16 protein-coding genes are annotated in these 14,541 nt (G+C 71.0%); 7 read left to right on the top strand and 9 right to left on the bottom strand.

What is annotated here, in order from left to right; translation table 11 throughout:
* Positions 1-116: 116 nt before the first annotated feature.
* The 4 genes from ACSGDB_RS14695 to ACSGDB_RS14680 form a co-directional block, all read right to left on the bottom strand.
* Positions 117-1,043: an AEC family transporter gene (locus ACSGDB_RS14695; RefSeq protein ID WP_434995638.1), complete on the bottom strand. Its 927-nt coding sequence runs from the start codon at positions 1,041-1,043 to the stop codon at positions 117-119.
* A gap of 76 nt (positions 1,044-1,119) precedes the next feature.
* Positions 1,120-1,758, bottom strand: a complete 639-nt coding sequence (locus ACSGDB_RS14690) for an alpha/beta hydrolase (RefSeq protein WP_434995637.1) — start codon at positions 1,756-1,758, stop codon at positions 1,120-1,122.
* Positions 1,759-1,870: 112 nt separating this feature from the next.
* On the bottom strand, positions 1,871-2,176 hold the full coding sequence (locus tag ACSGDB_RS14685; RefSeq protein ID WP_434995636.1) for a DUF4193 domain-containing protein: 306 nt from the start codon (positions 2,174-2,176) through the stop codon (positions 1,871-1,873).
* 99 nt (positions 2,177-2,275) lie between these two features.
* Complete coding sequence (locus tag ACSGDB_RS14680; RefSeq protein WP_434995635.1) at positions 2,276-2,866, bottom strand: SOUL family heme-binding protein; 591 nt, start codon at positions 2,864-2,866, stop codon at positions 2,276-2,278.
* Positions 2,867-2,994: 128 nt separating this feature from the next.
* Between ACSGDB_RS14680 and ACSGDB_RS14675 the strand changes: the two genes are divergently transcribed.
* The gene (locus tag ACSGDB_RS14675) at positions 2,995-3,858 is read left to right on the top strand and encodes a DNA-3-methyladenine glycosylase family protein (RefSeq protein WP_434995634.1); all 864 of its coding nucleotides are present in this window, start codon (positions 2,995-2,997) and stop codon (positions 3,856-3,858) included.
* On the opposite strand, the gene ACSGDB_RS14670 is transcribed toward ACSGDB_RS14675, so the two are convergent.
* The gene (locus ACSGDB_RS14670) at positions 3,855-5,063 is read right to left on the bottom strand and encodes a PucR family transcriptional regulator (RefSeq protein WP_434995633.1); all 1,209 of its coding nucleotides are present in this window, start codon (positions 5,061-5,063) and stop codon (positions 3,855-3,857) included. The two genes, ACSGDB_RS14675 and ACSGDB_RS14670, sit on opposite strands and share 4 nt — an antisense overlap.
* Positions 5,064-5,160: 97 nt before the next feature.
* Here ACSGDB_RS14670 and ACSGDB_RS14665 point away from each other — a divergent pair, with 97 nt between their 5' ends.
* Complete coding sequence (locus tag ACSGDB_RS14665; RefSeq protein WP_434995632.1) at positions 5,161-6,273, top strand: ferredoxin reductase; 1,113 nt, start codon at positions 5,161-5,163, stop codon at positions 6,271-6,273.
* 20 nt (positions 6,274-6,293) lie between these two features.
* A complete protein-coding gene (locus ACSGDB_RS14660) occupies positions 6,294-7,439 on the top strand; it encodes a fatty acid desaturase family protein (protein ID WP_434995630.1) in 1,146 nt (381 codons plus the stop codon).
* A 108-nt stretch (positions 7,440-7,547) separates the two neighbouring features.
* On the opposite strand, the gene ACSGDB_RS14655 is transcribed toward ACSGDB_RS14660, so the two are convergent.
* Positions 7,548-8,048, bottom strand: coding sequence for an SRPBCC family protein (locus ACSGDB_RS14655; RefSeq protein WP_434995629.1), 501 nt, complete (start codon positions 8,046-8,048; stop codon positions 7,548-7,550).
* Between the two features lie 12 nt (positions 8,049-8,060).
* Positions 8,061-8,408, bottom strand: a complete 348-nt coding sequence (locus tag ACSGDB_RS14650; RefSeq protein ID WP_434995628.1) for an ArsR/SmtB family transcription factor — start codon at positions 8,406-8,408, stop codon at positions 8,061-8,063.
* 102 nt (positions 8,409-8,510) lie between these two features.
* Between ACSGDB_RS14650 and pta the strand changes: the two genes are divergently transcribed.
* Genes pta through ACSGDB_RS14635 form a run of 3 tightly spaced genes read left to right on the top strand, consistent with a single transcriptional unit; the run spans position 8,511 to position 12,122 of the window.
* The gene (gene pta / locus ACSGDB_RS14645) at positions 8,511-10,592 is read left to right on the top strand and encodes a phosphate acetyltransferase (protein ID WP_434995627.1); all 2,082 of its coding nucleotides are present in this window, start codon (positions 8,511-8,513) and stop codon (positions 10,590-10,592) included.
* 49 nt (positions 10,593-10,641) lie between these two features.
* On the top strand, positions 10,642-11,769 hold the full coding sequence (locus tag ACSGDB_RS14640; protein ID WP_434995626.1) for an acetate/propionate family kinase: 1,128 nt from the start codon (positions 10,642-10,644) through the stop codon (positions 11,767-11,769).
* A 14-nt stretch (positions 11,770-11,783) separates the two neighbouring features.
* On the top strand, positions 11,784-12,122 hold the full coding sequence (locus tag ACSGDB_RS14635) for a YnfA family protein (protein ID WP_434995625.1): 339 nt from the start codon (positions 11,784-11,786) through the stop codon (positions 12,120-12,122).
* A gap of 23 nt (positions 12,123-12,145) precedes the next feature.
* On the opposite strand, the gene ACSGDB_RS14630 is transcribed toward ACSGDB_RS14635, so the two are convergent.
* Both ACSGDB_RS14630 and ACSGDB_RS14625 read right to left on the bottom strand, forming a co-directional pair.
* Positions 12,146-12,457, bottom strand: a complete 312-nt coding sequence (locus ACSGDB_RS14630) for an AzlD domain-containing protein (RefSeq protein ID WP_434995623.1) — start codon at positions 12,455-12,457, stop codon at positions 12,146-12,148.
* Complete coding sequence (locus tag ACSGDB_RS14625) at positions 12,454-13,218, bottom strand: AzlC family ABC transporter permease (RefSeq protein WP_434995622.1); 765 nt, start codon at positions 13,216-13,218, stop codon at positions 12,454-12,456. Before ACSGDB_RS14625 ends, ACSGDB_RS14630 begins: the two co-directional genes overlap by 4 nt.
* A 100-nt stretch (positions 13,219-13,318) precedes the next feature.
* Between ACSGDB_RS14625 and ACSGDB_RS14620 the strand changes: the two genes are divergently transcribed.
* A complete protein-coding gene (locus ACSGDB_RS14620) occupies positions 13,319-14,509 on the top strand; it encodes a zinc-dependent alcohol dehydrogenase (protein ID WP_434995620.1) in 1,191 nt (396 codons plus the stop codon).
* Positions 14,510-14,541 lie beyond the last annotated feature (32 nt).

Below are 14,541 nucleotides of genomic sequence, written 5' to 3'. Positions count from 1 at the left end.
GTTGCTTCCCTTCACCGTAGGTCCCGCCCGAAGCGATAGCAAGCATGCTTATTACCGGACGTGGGACAACCGGGTCGGCAGGTCGGCTGGACTTCGCCGCATCGGCGGGCGGGCCCTCAACCGGTGAGCCGCCCGATGACGAGGAACACCACCGGCAGGTAGGCCACGCCGGCGACCGTCTGCAGGGTGATCGTCGAGGCCATGAGGCGGGAGTCCCCGCCGAGCGCCCGGGCCATCACGTAGGCCGAGGACGCCGTCGGGAGGGACAGGAAGAGGATCACCGTGGCGGCCGGCGCCCCCGTGAGCCCGAGCAGCAGACACCCGGCCACACCGAGTCCCGGGAGCACCACGAACTTGACCGTGGTGGACAGCGCCACGGCGCCGAGGTTCCTGCCCATGCTGCGGAGCTCGAGCGCGGCGCCCACGCAGAGCAGCCCGAGCGGCAGGGACGCCGCCCCGAGGGTCCGCACGAAGCCGTCGAGGCCGGGCGGGAGTCCGACGCCGGTGACGTTCAGCAGGATCCCGATCAGACACCCCAGGATCAGCGGGTTCGTGGCGATGCTGCGCACGGTGCCGGCGACGGTCAGCCGCTGGGCTCCGTAGCGTGCGAAGGCGAGCGTGCAGAGGATGTTCACGAGCGGCACGAGCACGGCGTTGGCGATGGCGGCGAGCGCGACGCCGTCGGCCCCGAACAGGGCGAGCGCGATGGAGAGGCCGAGGTAGTTGTTGAAGCGGATGCTGCCCTGCAGCACGGAGGTGAACGCGGGACCGTCGAGGTCGAGGCCCCGTTGTGCGAGGACGAGTCCGATGGTCGTGAGGAGCACCGCCCCGGCGAGGATCGGTGCCATCAGTCCGATGGGGAGCCCCGCGAGGTCCGCCGTCGCCGTGCCGCTGATGAACAGCGCGGGCAACAGGACGAAGTAGCAGAGCCGCTCGGCGGGCGGCCAGAACGCCGGGGCGAGGAAGCTGCGGGCCCGGAGGCCGTAGCCGAGGGCGATCAGGCCGATGACCGGACCGAGCGCAGCGAGGGTCTGGGCGATCACCGGGTCGGAACGAGCGGCAGCACCGCCGCCGAGCGGCGCGGGCCGGGGAACGGTCGGGCAGCCGGGGGCGGGGCGCTCACCAGCCCCGCGCCTGGAGCCAGGCGGCCGCCAGGCTGCTCCACTGCCCCGCGGCGCCCTGCCCGTCCGCGAGCCCGAGGCCGTGTTCGCCCTCCTCGAAGACGTGCAGGGCGTGCGGCACGGCGTTGGCGGTGAGCGCCAGACCGAGCCGGTAGGCGTGCTCCACGGGGACGTCCTCGTCCGCGGCCGTGTGCCAGAGGAAGACCGGCGGTGCGTCCGCGGTGACCAGCCGGTCCAGCGAGGTCGCGGCGCGCAGCGCGCCCCCGGCGTCGGGGCCGAGCAGCTCGTCCTGCGATCCGCGGTGCGTCGCGAGTTCCATGGACACCACGGGATAGCCGAGCAGGGCCGCGTCCACGCGGTCATCGGGCGCGCCCGGAGCGAACGCCGCATGCCCGGCGAGATGTCCACCGGCCGAGAAGCCCAGCAGCGCCACGCGGTCGGCGCCCGCGGCGCGGACCCGGCGGATCTCCGCGCGGACGGCGTCGAGCGGTCCGGGGTGGCGGGTCCGGACGGGGTAGGCGAAGACGTCGGCCGACAGACCGAACGAGCGCAGCCGCTCGGCGACGACCTCACCCTCGTTGTCCGACAGCATGGCGTAGCCGCCTCCGGGCAGGACGATGACGTGGGAAGACTTCATGCCCTTACCGTACTGCCGCGTCGGCCGGCGGCGCCCGTGCCGACACCTAACCGGTTAAGGATGAAAGCCCCCGGCCAGGGGCCAGGGGCTCTGCAAGCGTGCGGAGAAGCTGTCAGCCCTCGCACTCGGTGCAGTACTTGTCACCGTTCTTCTCGCGCGCAAGCTGGCTGCGGTGGTGCACCAGGAAACAGGACATGCAGGTGAACTCGTCCTCCTGCTCGGGGATGACCTGGATCAGGAGTTCCTCGTGCGAGAGGTCGGCCCCCGGAAGGTCGATGCCTTCGGCGGTCTCACCGTCCTCGACGTCGATCAGCGCGGTCTGCGTGGTTGCGCTGCGCTGAGCCTGGATAGCCTCCAACGACTCGTTGGCCGGCTGGTCTTCCGGACGAACCCGTGGCTCGTCGTAATCGGTTGCCATTACGGTTGATCTCCTTCTGTGGGCGGGAATGTCGCCCAGATGCCACTCTCAACCTCGGCAGAGGTGGAAGTATTCCATATACCGGCTGCAATATACCGGTTACGGATGGGACTTTTCTCCACGCATCCCCACCACGTCCATCTGAACTTCGTTGTGACGGAACACGCCGGGCGTGATAGGCGGGTTGAAGCGTGCGTACCGCGGTTCGCCGCGGGGCACGAAGCCCGCCTTCTGCACGGCGGCCCGCAGGCCCCCGAGGTGCTTCTCGAACGACGCAAGGCCGCCGCGACCCGAGAAGGACACGACGGCGGTGGTGGCCGCGGGCTTCTCCACCACGCGGACGCGGGGGTCGTCGGGGATCGGCGCTGTGTCGAGGGAGACGTCGGCGGGCAGCACGAAGGCCACGGTGTGGCCGGTCGGTGCCTGTCGCTGGGTCACGGGCGCCGTCATCGCCAGGGACTCGGACACCCCCTTGCCGGCCGCCTGCTGGGTCACGGGCGCCGTCATGGCGAGCTTCCGCCGCGAGGTGTTCGCCCCGAAGATGTAGGAGGCGAGGGTCCGGAAGGCGGCGTTGCCGGCCGTGTCGAACGCAGCCTCGACGTCCACCTCGGCGACGACGTGCGACGGGTAGGCCCGCAGTTCGAACCCCGGGTAGGTGTCGATCAGGGTGTAGGGCTGCTGTTCGGTCATGCCCGGGATGGTACGCCCCGATCCTGACCGCGGGCCGTCGTAGGGTGGGACGCGGCCCCCTTCCCGAACCCTCCAGGAGCTCCCATGGCATGTGCACCCCACCTCGGGTACGTGGGCGCCGTCCTCCCGTGAGCCGCACTGCCATCCTCACCCCGAACGGCGCCCTCGCGGCGGGCCCCATGGCGGCGATCCTCGCGAACCACGCCATTCCCGGCTGCGAGCTGACCGACCCCTCCGGGCGCTCCCACACGCGGCTGCTGCCGACGCCGGCCGGCCCGCGCCGCGTCACGGTCACCATCCGGACGGACGACGTCGAACTCACCGCGGACACGGACGACGGCGCCGAGTTCGCGCACCTCGTGCGTGTCACTCGGGCCTGGCTGGACCTCGACGCCGATGTCGCCGCGGTTGAACGCGCTTTCGACGGCGACCCGCTCCTCGGCCCGCTGGTCCGGCAGCGCCCCGGGCTGCGGGCCGTGGGCTACCCGGACGCCTTCGAAGCCGCCATCATGACCGTCCTCGGCCAGCAGGTCTCGGTCGCCGCGGGCGGCACGTTCGGCGGGCGGCTCGCGGCCGCGTACGGTGGGCGGTCGGCGTCGGGCCTGACCCTGTTCCCGACACCGCAGCGCCTCGCCGACGCGCCGCCCGAGGAGCTGCGCGCGGCGGTGGGCGTGACGCGCACGCGGGCCGCGACCGTCCAGCACGTGGCCCGCGCCGTCGCCGAGGGCCTGACGCTGGATCCCGACGCCGATCAGGCGCCGCTGCGCCGGCAGCTGCTCGCCATCCCCGGGATCGGCCCCTGGTCGGCGGACTACCTCGCCGTGCGGGTCCTGCGGGACCCCGATGCCTTCACGCCGGGCGATCTCGTGGCCCGCCGCGCGATGGGCAACCCGAGCATCCGCGACGCCGGGACCCTGGCGGAGGCTTGGCGCCCCTACCGCGCCTACGCCCTGTTCCACCTCTGGACCGCGGCGACGTACCGCGGCGCCTAGGAGGACCGGGCCGGGGCCTTCCGGTCGCTCCTCAGCGCGATCTCCAGCTCGAAGCGCACCTTCGGGTCCTTGAGGTCGTCCCCGAACAGCTCACGCAGCTGCTGGACGCGGTAGCCGACCGTCTGCCCATGGATGCCGAGCTCCTCGGCGATCGGGGCACGCTGGCCCCAGTGCCGCAGCCAGGCCAGGAGGGTCTCCTCGAGCTTGACGCGCTGGACGTACGGCAGCCCGGCGAGCGGGGCGAGCCTCCGGCGGGACAGTTCCCCGACGGCGGACGGCTCGGCCGCCAGGACCACCTCGGTCATGTGCTCGTCCGCCCAGACCGGCGGGTCGTCCTCTCCCTCGCGCGGTGGCAGCATGGAGGCCGCCAGGACGGCCAGCCGCAGGGACTGCGCCACGTGATCGAGGCCGCCCGCGGGTCCGACGGCCGCGCTCCGGCCGGTGAGCACGCGGTCGAGCTCGGCACGCTGCCGCGGCCCGCGGTCGGGCACCAGGGCGACGGCGTCGGTCTCGCGTTCGACGACGATCGCCCCCGCCCCGAGGTGCTGCCGGATCCCCCGGGCGTGGTCCAGTGGCAGCGTCACCACGGCCACCTGCGCCGGGATCGACCAGTCCGCGAGGGACGCCGCCTGCCGGAGCGCGGTCTCGTCCGCCTGCCCGAGCAGCAGCAGCTCCAGCAGCTCGGCGCGGCGGCGGTCGACGGCGCCGGCCCGCTCGGACTGCTCGAAGGCGTAGGCCTCGGCGCTCACGGCCGAGAGCTCGTCGATGTAGGCCATGATCGATTCCCCGAGGTCGACGACGACGGCGGGACCGAGGCCCTCCTCCATGGAGCGGCGCGACATCTCGCGGAACGTGACGCGTGCGCCCATCCGGTAGGCGCCGAGCAGTGCGTCCATGCTGCGTCCCTGCCGGAACTCGCCGCGCCCCAGGCCCGCCACGAGCTCGCGGCTCTCGTCGGACAGCGCGGACATCGCCGTACCCGGCAGTTCGAGGAACCGCTCGAGCGCGGCAGCCACGCCCCGGCGCAGGCCCCGGCCGAAGTTCCCCTCCATGGGCCGGGCGTACGCCGGCACCAGCTGGGGAACCGCCTGGATGATGGCCTCCACGAGACCCGGCGTGAGCGGCCTCAACCGGTCACTCACCTCCGGCGGGAGAGCGAGCCAGGGCGGCTCCGGCGGAGCCATCTCCAGCGTGTCAGAACTCACAGGAACTGCTCCGATCTGTTTCGTCAGGATAATTTCACTCTGTCAACCCTACGTCAACGGTGCGCGACTTTAGCGGCCGAGGCTATATTGTTGTCGAATGATCCGGTTCAAGAAGTTGGCGCGCGTCACGGCCGCGCTGACCACCCCACTGACGGCTGAAGACTTCCTCGCGCTCTTCAACCCGGTGTACTCCTCGCGCCAGCTCCGCGGCGTCGTGACCCGCGTGGTGCACGAGACCGAGGACTCCGCAACCATCTACTTCCGCCCCGGACACGGCTGGCACGCGCACCAGGCCGGCCAGTGGGCGCGCATCGGCGTCGAGCTCGACGGGGTCCGCCAGTGGCGCTCCTACTCGCTGAGCAACGCCGCCGGACACGACCCGGCCATCACCGTCAAGGACGCCGGGGCCGTGTCCCACGTCCTGGTGCGCGACACCAAGCCGGGCGACGTCCTGTTCCTCGCCCCACCCCAGGGTGACTTCGTGCTCCCCGAGCACCCGCGCTCCCTGCTCATGCTCACGGCGGGGAGCGGCATCACGCCCGTCATGTCGATGATCCGCACGCTCATCCCCCGCCGCCCGGACGCCGACGTGGTGCTCATCAACTCCAACAGCACCCCGGAGAAGAGCGTGTTCCGGGAGGAGCTGGACGAACTGGCGGACCAGTTCCCCAACCTCACGGTCCGCCACTGGTTCACCAGTGCCCGCGGCCGCCTGCAGTTCACCGCCCAGACCATCGCCGACCTCTGCCCGGACTGGCGCTCCCGTGCCGCCTACGCCTGCGGCCCCGAGGGGTTCCTGGACGACGCCGAGGACCTCTGGGCGCGGGAGGCGGCGCTCGAGCAGTCGCGCACCGTCCCGGACGTCACCACCGGAGCCGACACGCAGGGCGTGCGGACCGGCACGCTGACCATCGAGCGGTTCAGCACCGATCTGACGGCGGGTGCCGGGCACGACGGCGGCCTCGTCACCTTCGAGCAGTCCGACCGCGAGGTGGAGGCCGACGGCGACACCCCGCTGCTGGACATCGGCGAGGACGCCGGCGTCCTGATGCCGAGCGGCTGCCGCATGGGCATCTGCCACAGCTGCCTGGTCCCGCTGCGCGCGGGCCAGGTGCGTGATCTCCGCTCCGGGGAGCTGCACAACACCCCCGGCCAACTCATCCAGACCTGCGTCTCGGCAGCCGCCGGGCCCGTGAACCTCGACCTGTAATCCCCAACGGAGGAGTCATCATGACCACCACAGTGACCCGCCCGGGCGCCCTCGCGGTGTCCGGCCACCCCCTGGTCCGCCCCGATGCCGCCAAGCACCTGACGGACGAGCAGGTCGAGGACCTCGGCCGCGAACTCGACGCCGTCCGCGACGAGATCCTTGCCAAGCGCGGCGCCACGGACGCCGCCTACATCCGTCGCGTCATCAAGATCCAGCGGTCCCTCGAGTTCGCGGGCCGCGGCACCCTCCTCTTCAGCAAGTACAAGCCGGCCTGGTTCGCCGGCACGGCCATGCTGAGCCTCGCCAAGATCATGGAGAACATGGAGATCGGGCACAACGTGCTGCACGGCCAGTGGGACTGGATGCGGGACCCGGACATCCACTCCACCACCTGGGAGTGGGACTTCGTCACGCCGGCGCGCTCGTGGCAGCACACGCACAACGACCTGCACCACCGCTGGACCAACGTCATCGGCAAGGACCGGGACATCGGCTACAACCTGCTCCGCATGGATCCCGACCAGCCGTGGCGCCCCTTCAACCTGGGCAACCCGCTGTACAACGCCATCCTGGCGCCGGTCTTCGAGTGGGGCATCGCCCTCTACGACCTCGAGATCCCGGAGTACAAGGAGGGTCTGAAGTCCAAGGAGGCCATGAACCGCGACCTCAAGGCCGTGGGCGTCAAGGTCGTCAAGCAGTTCTCCAAGGACTACGCCGCCACCCCCGCCGTCGCCATGCTGACCGGCTCCGGCAAGCAGGCCCTCTACGGCACGCTCGCCGCCAACGCCATCCGCAACTTCTGGGCGCACGCCGTGATCTTCTGCGGCCACTTCCCCGACGGCACCGACACGTTCACGGAGGAGGAGGTGGACGGCGAGACCCGCGGCGACTGGTACGTCCGCCAGATGATCGGCTCGGCGAACATCTCCGGGTCCAGGCTCATGCACTTCATGACCGGCAACCTGTCCCACCAGATCGAGCACCACTGCTTCCCGGACCTGCCGTCCAACCGGTACGCCGAGGTGGCCGTGAAGGTCCGCGAGATCTGCACCCGGTACGGGCTCCCCTACACCACGGGCCCGCTGCCCAAGCAGGTCGGCTCCACCTGGGCGAAGATCTTCAAGCTCGCCCTGCCGAACCGGAAGCCGAAGGCCGCCACCGCCTGACATTCCCGATTCTCCGCCGAGAGGCCAGAAACGACCGCCGAAACACTCTTTCGGCGGTCGTTTCTGCTCTCTCGACGGGAACGGCCCGACGAGGCGACGGCGGACGGGTCAGACCGCGGCGCCCTCCTCCGCGAGGAGGGCGTCCACCTGCCCGATGGCGCCCTTCAGGCCCTCCTCCATGCCCATCTCCACCATCTGGTGCAGCTGGTCGAGCGACTCGAACCCGGTGACCAGGGTCATGCGGGTCCGTCCGCCGAGGTCCTCGAGGGTGACGACGGCGTGGGTCCGGCCGAGCTCGTCCACCGGCTCGCGCTGTTCGTTCGCGAAGCCGTCGTCGAAGGTGAGGCGCGTGGGAGCATCGATGCCGGTGATGAGCCACCAGCCGTGCGCCTTCTCGCCGTCGGGCCCTGTCATGTAGTACTCCGCGCGACCGCCGACCGCGAACTCGTAGGTGTCGAACGTGGCGGGCCACGTGGGCGGGCCCCACCACCGCTCGAGCTGGCGGGGGTCCTCCCAGATGCGCCAGACGCGCTTCACGTCGGCGTCGAACTCGGCGACGAGCCTGAAGCTGAGCGCTTCGACGTCCTTCTCCGTACTGATGACCGTCATGATGCTGCCTTCCTAGTCGTCACCCCCGGCGTCGTCGCCGAGGATGTCCTCGATCCGGTCGACGCGCTGCCGCCAGATCCTCTCGTAGTCGTCGAGCAGCCGCCGTGCCCTCTGCACGCCGTCGACCTCTCCGCGCACGATCTGCTCCCGTCCGCGCTTCTCCTTGGAGACGAGCGAGGCCCGCTCGAGCACCGCGACGTGCTTCTGGACCGCCGCGAAGCTCATGTCGTACTGCTCGGCGAGACCGGATACCGAGTACTCGGCAACCAGGACCCGCGCCACGATGTCCCTCCGTGTCGCGTCGGCGAGCGCCTGGAACAGGCGGTCCACCTCGTCCTGCGTCGGTATTTCTACAACCATGTGGTTGTACGTTACGCTCCGGGTCGTGAGGGGTCAAGACCTCATGGCGGCGGCGTGACATCGATTATGGCGGGCCTCCCGCGACCCTGTAAGACTTGGCCCATGACCCGCGGAATTTATGTGAGCGCCATGACCAACGGCTCCGGCAAGTCCCTGATCTCCCTGGGCCTGGCCGACATGCTGCACCGGCACGCCGACCGCGTGGGCTTCTTCCGGCCCATCGTCGAAGGGGACGATCCCGCTACGGATCCCATGGTCCGCCTCATGCAGCGGGCGTTCGACCTCCCGGAGAGCCGTGCACGCGGCGGCCTCACCCGCGCGGAGGCACGCGCCCTGCTCGTCACGGGCGACCGCGCCGAGATCGACGCGCGCTGCGTCGCCATCTACAGCGAGATCGCCGCGGAGTGCGACGTCGTCATCGTCGAGGGCACCGACCTCTCCGGGAACGACGCCGCCGTCGAGTTCGACCTCAACGCGCGCCTGGCCAACAATCTCGGCGCCATGGTCCTCGCGGTCGTCAGCGCGAAGGACATGTCCGTGGAGGAGGCCGCCGACGCCGTGGACGTAGCCCGCCGCGAACTGGACGCCGCCAAGGCCTCCCTGCTCGCCATGATGGTCAACCGGGCGGCGGACGACGCCGTCACCGCGATCAGCGAGCAGGTCCGTCCCGGCCGCTCGGGCCGGCCCGTCTACGTGATCCCCGAACTCTCCGAGATCTCCCAGCCCACCGTCGCCGAGGTCGCCCTGGACCTCGGCGCCCGGCAGATCGCCGGGAACTCGAACCTCGAGCGGGACGTCACCAGTGTCCGGGTCGCCGCGATGAACGTCGGCAACTTCCTGCACCTGCTCACCGACGGCGCCCTGGTGATCGTGCCGGGCGACCGCGCGGACGTCCTGGTGGCGACCCTGGCGTCGTCGTTCTCCCCCGAATTCCCGGTACCCTCGGCGCTGTTCCTGACCGGCGGGCTCGCCCCCGACCCGAACATCCTCGCCCTCCTCGCGCAGGCGCCGTTCCCCGTCTTCGCGCTCGACGACGACACCTACACCGTGGCCCGCCACGTCAGCGAGGTGCGGGGGGAGATCGCGAGCGGACTGCGCCGCAAGGCCGCCGCCGCCCTCGGCGCCTGGTCCCGCCAGGTGGACGAGAGCGAGCTGCTGGAACGCCTCGCACTCCCGCGACCCGTCAGCATGACGCCGCTGCGCTTCCTGCACGAGCTGATCCAGCGCGCCAGGGCCGAGCGCAAGCACATCGTCCTGCCCGAGGGTGAGGACCTCCGCGTCCTAAAGGCCGCCGAGATCCTGCACCGCCGCGACGTCTGCGACCTCACCATCCTCGGCCCCGAGGCACGGGTCCGTGAGCTCGCCGCCGGTCAGGGCATCGACCTCGCCGGCCTCACGCTCGTGGATCCGGCGACGTCGGACCTGCGCGAGGAGTTCGCCGCCGAGTACGTCCGGCTCCGCGCGCACAAGAACGTCTCGATGAAGGAGGCCCGCGAGCGCATGCTCGAAGGAGCATATTTCGGGACGATGATGGTGCAGCTCGGCAGGGTGGACGGCATGGTGTCCGGTGCGGCCCACACCACGGCGAACACCATCCGGCCGGCCCTCGAGTTCGTGAAGACCAAGGACGGCGTGAAGATCGTCTCCTCGGTCTTCCTGATGCTGCTGCAGGACCGCGTGCTCGTGTACGGCGACTGCGCGGTCAACCCGGAGCCCGACGAGGAGCAGCTGGCCGACATCGCCGTCGCCTCCGCGGAGACGGCCGAGCAGTTCGGCGTGGAGCCGCGCATCGCCATGCTCTCCTACTCGACGGGCGAGTCGGGCTCCGGCGGTGCGGTGGACGAGGTGCGGCGCGCCACCGAGCTCGTCCGGAAGCAGCGCCCCGACCTCGCGGTCGAGGGACCCATCCAGTACGACGCCGCCGTCGACGCCTCGGTCGCGGCCTCCAAGCTCCCCGAGTCCTCGGTGGCGGGCCAGGCGACGGTGTTCATCTTCCCGGACCTGAACACGGGCAACAACACCTACAAGGCGGTCCAGCAGTCGGCCGGCGCCGTGGCCGTGGGGCCCGTCCTGCAGGGTCTGCGCAAGCCGGTCAACGATCTCTCCCGCGGCTGCACCGTGGAGGACATCGTCAACACCGTGGCCATCACCGCGGTGCAGGCCCAGCAGCCCGCCACCTCCTAGCCCGCTCCGCCCGAACCCCTTCCGTCTGAACCCACCAGGACAGGACCCCATGATCATCCTCGTCATCAACTCCGGCTCATCCTCGCTCAAGTACCAGGTCCGGGAGGGCGACGACGTCCTCGCGGAAGGCCTCGTCGAGCGGATCGGGGAGGCCGAGGTGCCCGACCACGCGGCGGCACTCGACCGCGTGGACGGCGAGGTGTCCGCGGCCTTGGGCGGGCGCGCGATCGACGCCGTCGGGCACCGCGTGGTCCACGGCGGCGAGCGCTTCAGTGAGCCGGTGCTCATCGACAACGAGATCACCCGGGCCATCGAGCGCCTCAACCCGCTGGCGCCCCTGCACAATCCGGCCGCCGTCACCGGCATCCGCGCCATCACCGACAAGTGGCCGGACATGCCGCAGGTCGCCGTGTTCGACACCGCCTTCCACCGCACGCTCCCGGAGCACGCCTGGCGCTACGCGGTGCCGGACGAGCTGTACCGGAAGTTCGGGATCCGGCGGTACGGCTTCCACGGCACCTCGCACGCCTTCGTGGCGCGCGGCGCCGCCGCACTGCTCGGCACGGACACGTTCACGGGCGTGATCGCGCATCTCGGCAACGGCGCCTCCGTGACGGCCGTGCGCGACGGCGAGAGCGTCGACACGTCAATGGGGTTCACGCCCCTCGAGGGCCTGGTCATGGGGACGCGGTCGGGCGACATCGACCCGTCCATCCTGCTGTTCCTCCTCCGCGAGGGCTACACCGAGCAGGACCTCGACACGCTCCTGAACCGCAACAGCGGGCTCAAGGGCCTCGCGGGCACGAACGACATGCGCTCGGTGACCGAGGCCGCCGACGCCGGCGACCCCCGGGCGCGACGCGCGATCGAGGTGGCCTCCTACCGGCTGGCGAAGTACGTGGGCGGCTATCACGTGGCGGTCGGCGGGGCGCAGGCCCTCGTGTTCACGGCAGGCATCGGCGAGAACGCCGCCGCGTTCCGCGCCGCCGTCGTCGCCAGGCTGGGTGCCCTCGGCCTGGAGCTCGACGAGGCGAGGAACCGCGAGCGCAGCAGGGAGGCCCGGATCATCAGCACCGAGGCGTCGGCGTTCCCCGTGCTCGTGGTGCCCACCGACGAGGAGGCGGCGATCGCGGAGGCGACGGCCGCCGTCGTCGGCGCTTCCCAGCCGGCCGCGTAGGGAAGCCCGGACCCATGACGATCCTGCGCATGACCCTCCTGTTCGTGCTCGCCGCGGGGGCGGAGATCGGAGGGGCGTGGCTCATCTGGCAGGCGGTCCGTGAGGGCAGGCCGTGGTGGTGGGCCGGACTCGGGATCATGGCCCTCGGCGCGTACGGTTTCGTGGCGACCCTGCAGCCGGACCCGAACTTCGGGCGGATCCTCGCCGCGTACGGCGGCGTGTTCGTGGCCGGGTCGCTGGCGTGGGGAATGATCGTCGACGGCTTCCGCCCGGACCGCTGGGACCTCCTCGGCTCGGCGGTCTGCCTGGTCGGCGTGGCGCTGATCATGTTCGTGCCGCGCTCGACGGCGTAGCGGGGCCGGCCGGCCCCGGGGAGCTACGCCGCGCCCAGCAGCCTCGCCACGCCGGCCGCGAGCGCGCCGACCGCGACGACCACGAGGAACGGCGCCCGCAGCCACAGCGCGACGGCGGCGGCTCCCAGCGCCACGACCCGCGCGTCCACGACGAGCGCCTGACCGGACGCGAAGGTGTTGGTCGCCGTCAGGGCAGCGAGCAGCCCGATGGTGAGCGACCCGGCGACGCGCAGCATCCGCGGATTGTCGAGCAGTTTCGCGGGCACCAGGAAGCCGAGGAACTTCGTGGCGATCGACACCGCGCACGCGAGCAGGATCCACCCCCAGAGACTCATGCGTCCCCCCGGCGGGTGGCGTCGGACCCGGCAGTGCGGTCTCCCCGCCCGGGCCCCGAGGGGTAGGGCTCGACGTCGGGCTCGAGGCCCTCCGTCGCCGGGCCGAGGCCCGAGAGCCCGAGCACGCCGGCGACGACGGCGGCGAGGAGGATCGGCACGCCCGGCGGGACGAGCGGCACGGCGATGAGCGTGACGACGGCGCAGACGACGGCAATGGCCGCGGGCTCGCGGGAGCGGATGCGCGGCCACAGCAGGCCGAGGAACGCGGCGACGGCGGCGCCGTCGAGCCCCCAGCGGGCCGGATCGCCCATCGCGTTGCCCGCGAGCGCCCCGACCAGCGTGAAGAGGTTCCACAGCACGAAGACGCCGATGCCGGCGGCCCAGAAGCCGCGGCGCTGCTCGTCCGGATCGGTCTGGCCCGTCGCCGTGGCCACGGACTCATCGATGGTGAGGTGCGCGGCCGGGAGCTTCCGCCAGCGGGACGGCCGGAGCAGCACGTTGACCTGCATGCCGTAGACACCGTTGCGGATCCCCAGCAGGGCCGCGGCGGACATCGCCGAGAGGCCGCTCCCCCCGCCGGCGATCACGCCGATGAAGGCGAACTGCGACCCACCGCTGAACAGCAGGAGGCTGAGCGCCATGGTCTGGAGGAGGGTCAACCCGGCCGCGACGGACAGAGCACCGAAGGACAGCCCGTACAGGCCGGTCGCGATCGCGACGGACAGGGCCACCCGGACCGCTGGAGAGTGGAGTAGCAGCACCTGACAAGGCTAGGGGACAGCGGACCCGGACTTCCCATTCGTGGCGGAGGGATGGAATAGTAGGAATGGAAAGCCTACTTACTACCCGGAGGAGCACCACATGAAGGCAGTGACATGGCAGGGCAAGCGCAACGTCAGCGTGGAGAACGTCCCCGATCCCACGATCCAGGAGCCCACGGACGCGATCATCCGCGTCACCTCGACCGCCATCTGCGGGTCCGACCTCCACCTCTACGAGGTCCTGGGCCCCTACATGCACAAGGGGGACGTCCTCGGGCACGAGCCCATGGGCATCGTCGAGGAGGTCGGTGCCGGCGTGACCAACCTGAAGGTCGGTGACCGCGTCGTCGTCCCGTTCAACATCTCCTGCGGCTACTGCTTCATGTGCAAGCGGGGCCTCCAGTCGCAGTGCGAGACCACCCAGGTGCACTCCGCCGGGTCCGGCTGCGCCATCTACGGCTACTCAGAGCTCTACGGCTCCGTTCCCGGCGGGCAGGCCGAGTACCTGCGCGTCCCGTTCGCCGACTACGGTCCGGTCAAGGTCGGCTCGGAACTGCCCGATGAGCGCTATCTCTACCTCTCGGACATCCTCCCGACGGCCTGGCAGGGCGTGAAGTACGCGGACGTGCCCGACGACGGCGTCCTCGCGGTCTACGGCCTCGGCCCGGTCGGCCAGTTCGCGTCACGGGTCGGCAAGTACCTCGGCCACCGCGTGATCGCCGTCGAGCCCGTCCCGGAACGCCGCGAGATGGCAAGGCGCCACGGCATCGAGACCATCGACTTCACCAAGGACACCGCCGAGGAACTGCGCAGCATGACCGACGGCCGTGGCCCCGACGCCATCGTGGATGCCGTCGGCATGGAGGCGCACGGGTCCCCCGTGGGGTCCTTCGCCCAGCAGGCCGTCGGGGTGCTTCCCGACAAGCTGGCGCAGAAGGTGATGGAGACCGGCGGCAGCGACCGAGCGGTCGTCCTCCATTCCGCCATCGACGCCGTACGCCGGGGCGGCACGATCTCCCTCAGCGGTGTGTACGGGGGGTCCGCCACCCCGATGCCGCTGCTGAACATGTTCGACAAGCAGCTCCAGTTCCGTATGGGCCAGTGCAACGTGCGCCGCTGGACGGACGAGCTCCTCCCGCTCGTCGAGGAGCCGTCGGATCCGCTGGGCGTCACCGACCTCATGACCCACGAGGTCTCGATCGACGAGGCGCCGGCCGCCTACAAGAACTTCCAGAAGAAGACGGACGGCACCATCAAGGTGGTCCTGAAGCCGCAGGGCGTCACGCTCTAGCAGCGGCACACGCGGACGGCGGGAGCCCGGCC

The sequence above is a fragment of the Arthrobacter sp. Ld5 genome, assembly GCF_051172775.1.
Lineage (GTDB): Bacteria > Actinomycetota > Actinomycetes > Actinomycetales > Micrococcaceae > Arthrobacter_D.
This window is presented reverse-complemented; position numbering and strand designations above follow the sequence as displayed.

Bases quoted from the DNA above. Each gene is read 5' to 3' on its own strand.
- ACSGDB_RS14690 (WP_434995637.1), bottom strand. From the start codon at position 1,758: ATGAAGTCTTCCCACGTCATCGTCCTGCCCGGAGGCGGCTACGCCATG.
- ACSGDB_RS14685 (WP_434995636.1), bottom strand. From the start codon at position 2,176: ATGGCAACCGATTACGACGAGCCACGGGTTCGTCCGGAAGACCAGCCG.
- ACSGDB_RS14680 (WP_434995635.1), bottom strand. From the start codon at position 2,866: ATGACCGAACAGCAGCCCTACACCCTGATCGACACCTACCCGGGGTTC.
- ACSGDB_RS14665 (WP_434995632.1), top strand. From the start codon at position 5,161: ATGATCCGGTTCAAGAAGTTGGCGCGCGTCACGGCCGCGCTGACCACC.
- ACSGDB_RS14660 (WP_434995630.1), top strand. From the start codon at position 6,294: ATGACCACCACAGTGACCCGCCCGGGCGCCCTCGCGGTGTCCGGCCAC.
- ACSGDB_RS14655 (WP_434995629.1), bottom strand. From the start codon at position 8,048: ATGACGGTCATCAGTACGGAGAAGGACGTCGAAGCGCTCAGCTTCAGG.
- ACSGDB_RS14650 (WP_434995628.1), bottom strand. From the start codon at position 8,408: ATGGTTGTAGAAATACCGACGCAGGACGAGGTGGACCGCCTGTTCCAG.
- pta (WP_434995627.1), top strand. From the start codon at position 8,511: ATGACCCGCGGAATTTATGTGAGCGCCATGACCAACGGCTCCGGCAAG.
- ACSGDB_RS14640 (WP_434995626.1), top strand. From the start codon at position 10,642: ATGATCATCCTCGTCATCAACTCCGGCTCATCCTCGCTCAAGTACCAG.
- ACSGDB_RS14635 (WP_434995625.1), top strand. From the start codon at position 11,784: ATGACGATCCTGCGCATGACCCTCCTGTTCGTGCTCGCCGCGGGGGCG.
- ACSGDB_RS14630 (WP_434995623.1), bottom strand. From the start codon at position 12,457: ATGAGTCTCTGGGGGTGGATCCTGCTCGCGTGCGCGGTGTCGATCGCC.
- ACSGDB_RS14620 (WP_434995620.1), top strand. From the start codon at position 13,319: ATGAAGGCAGTGACATGGCAGGGCAAGCGCAACGTCAGCGTGGAGAAC.